Origin of the sequence: Sulfurimonas sp., assembly GCF_027056685.1 — a bacterium.
Lineage (GTDB): Bacteria > Campylobacterota > Campylobacteria > Campylobacterales > Sulfurimonadaceae > Sulfurimonas.
Genome location: NZ_JALUKE010000154.1, coordinates 1 through 2836 on the forward strand (window position 1 = coordinate 1; position 2836 = coordinate 2836).

Genomic DNA, 2836 nt, shown 5'->3' on the forward strand with positions numbered 1-2836 from the left:
GGCTCACATCAACAATATAAAATTTTACTATCAGAACAAAATAGTAAAATTTATATTCTATTTATAGGTCATCATAGAAAATATGATAGAATTAACAAAAATTGCTAGGATAAAAAATGAATGAATTAGAGTATAAATTATATATAGATGATGTTATTAGACGGGTTGAAACGGCTAGACTGAAAGTGAGTGAACATCACATTGTAAAAATCGTGGCAGTGAGTAAATACTCTACAAGTGGAGACATTCAAAAACTGTATAACATTGGACAGCGTGCTTTTGCTGAGAACAAAGTACAAGACCTTAAAGCAAAAACAAAAGAGCTTGAAGATTTACCTATTGAGTGGCACTTTATTGGAAACTTACAAAAAAACAAAATAAATAATCTTCTTACAATCAATCCTAGCCTTTTTCAGGCACTTGACTCATTGGATTTAGCAACTGAGTTGCAAAAAAAACTTTTAGCAAAAGAGATGACACTTGATTGTCTGCTCCATATAAACGCAGCAAAAGAGGAGAGCAAACATGGTGTTATGCCAGAAGATGCCATCAATATTTACAATACGATCCAAAAAGAGTGTCCAAATATCAAGCTAAAAGGTATTATGAGTATTGGCGCACATAGTCAAGATAAAGAAGTTGTTAAAGAGAGCTTTTTAACAGCACATAAAATTTATGAACAACTAGAAGGTGCAACAATCTGTTCTATGGGAATGAGTGGTGACTTTGAACTAGCTATTGAGTGTGGCTCAAACATGGTTCGTCTTGGCTCCATTATATTTCCAAAGTAATATTAGTATATAATATTTTTATAATAACTATAAGATATACTTCGTGTATAATTTAAAAGGACACACATATGACAAAAACTATTTTAATGGATAAATACCCTGTATTTGATCTTGTAATCAATAAAAAAGAGACTACATACAAAAATGTAAATGAGATTGTTGCACATTTTCAAGCACTTATAGAAAAGCATCCCGTAGCAAAAGAGATAGCTGTATTTGATCACTATGAACATACATCTTCAATAAAAGATGGTGTAATAGCTCCAGAAATTAAAGCTGCAAAAAATGTAGTATTTTGTTTTGGAAAAATGCTTCCAACAAGTAAAATTTTGGCTGTTCGTCCTCGAAGTATTGGGATTTGTGAATTTGAAGACAGCTTTGAAATTAACTTTTTAGAAGTTCCAAATGAACAACTCCACTTAGTAACAGAAGAGTGGGCTAAATCAGTAGCAAACGCGTAAAAAGCTAACTATACCTTTTAAATCTCACAGCATTACTCTTTGGGTTTGCTATGAGATTTTTTTGATAGGCTATCATCTCTTTAAAAGGGTTTAAAAATCCTTGAAGTTGCTTCTCCTCTATCTTTTCTATCTCCCACTTGTTTAACAACTCCAAAACAACCAAAGTAGACTCTATAGTTGATAAATAATTTTCATTCGGTTGCTCTTTTATCTCATATTGTGAAGTTTTTGTTGTTGTAAAGCTCATATGTTTGAGTTTATTAAGATTTTTACTCTCACAAAACATCTTTTTTGTACATGCCCATGTCGAATCTATAAGAAAAATGGCTAGTGGTTTATCGCTGCGTTTAGGGTACTCATTTGTCAGATTCACTGCGTTTAGTGAGGGAAAAAGAATGTAACTATCGTGTGAGGCAATAATTTCATTAATGCGTTTATGCTCTGAAAAATCTATGCCTATGAATAGCTCTGAGTTTTTCAAGCTTTGATGTGTAAAGTGTCCTGTATTGTTTTTGACCTTTTTAAACTCTTTTGGATGCATCAAAATCACAAACTTTGTCTGCGTTTGAATATCTTCACAATGCCCGCACATACACGAACTTTTAGGTCTATAACATTTGTAACACTTCTCTCTATCGCCATAATAAGTTTTCATTAATGCAATTATACTAAAATAACGGTATGAATAGTGATAATTATGACCTTATTGTTGTAGGAAGTGGTGCAGCTGGAATAATAGCCGCAATAGTGGCAGCACGAGAGGGTAAAAAAGTTTTACTCCTAGAGAAACTCTCTAAAATAGCTTCTAAGCTCAAAGCAACGGGTGGCGGAAGATGCAACCTTACAAATACTTTAAGCAATGAAGAGTTTATGGCACGATTTGGGCGTGATGGACGCTTTATGCAAGATGCACTCGCTGCGTTTGATAACAAAGCCCTTGTCACTTTTATGGATGAAATAGGCGTTGCAACCCATGCTCCTGATGGTTTTCGTGTTTTTCCCACTTCTCACTCTGCTGCAACTATCATAGAAGCCCTCAAAAAAGAGATGCAAAGAGTAGGCATTACCACTATATGCAATCAAAGAGTTGAACGAATTTTACTTATAGGCGAACATATCAGCGGCGTTAAGACGCAAGACAATATGATAAACGCAGACAATGTCATCATAGCAACAGGAGGTCTTGGATACCCTGTTTTAGGTGCTGAGGGAGATGGCTACAACCTTGCAAGTGAGCTTGGACACAAAGTGACTGACCTCTCTCCTGCCATGATGCCCCTGCGTACAAAAGAGGAGTGGGTCAAAAACTGCCGTGCCGACACCATAGCAAAAGTAGAACTGCGAGTAGATTTGAAAAAGCATAAAAAACTACGAGCTAAAGGGGATTTAATATTTACAAATCATGGCATACGCGGGCCAGTTGTGCTTGACTTTGCACGCGAGATTACACCCCTACTCAAAAAATATGGTGAAGTGCCATTACTGTTAAATCTCACAAAAGGCAAAAATGAAGAGGAGATTCAAAAACATTTTAAAAAAGAATTAGCAAATAATCCTTCTCTAAATGCCGTAGAACTTGTATCT

4 protein-coding genes are annotated in these 2836 nt (G+C 35.1%); 3 read left to right on the forward strand and 1 reads right to left on the reverse strand.

The window, feature by feature from the left end:
• Positions 1–116: 116 nt before the first annotated feature.
• Together MVY38_RS06590 and MVY38_RS06595 are read left to right on the forward strand one after the other, a co-directional pair.
• Positions 117–791: a YggS family pyridoxal phosphate-dependent enzyme gene (locus MVY38_RS06590; protein ID WP_297484547.1), complete on the forward strand. Its 675-nt coding sequence runs from the start codon at positions 117–119 to the stop codon at positions 789–791.
• A gap of 68 nt (positions 792–859) precedes the next feature.
• On the forward strand, positions 860–1252 hold the full coding sequence (locus MVY38_RS06595) for a DUF6858 family protein (protein ID WP_297484548.1): 393 nt from the start codon (positions 860–862) through the stop codon (positions 1250–1252).
• Between the two features lie 4 nt (positions 1253–1256).
• Here the strand turns inward: MVY38_RS06595 and MVY38_RS06600 are convergent, their stop codons facing one another.
• Complete coding sequence (locus tag MVY38_RS06600; RefSeq protein WP_297484549.1) at positions 1257–1907, reverse strand: tRNA-uridine aminocarboxypropyltransferase; 651 nt, start codon at positions 1905–1907, stop codon at positions 1257–1259.
• Between the two features lie 26 nt (positions 1908–1933).
• Here MVY38_RS06600 and MVY38_RS06605 point away from each other — a divergent pair.
• A partial coding sequence (locus MVY38_RS06605; RefSeq protein ID WP_297484551.1) for an aminoacetone oxidase family FAD-binding enzyme occupies positions 1934–2836 on the forward strand: 903 nt, incomplete at its 3' end.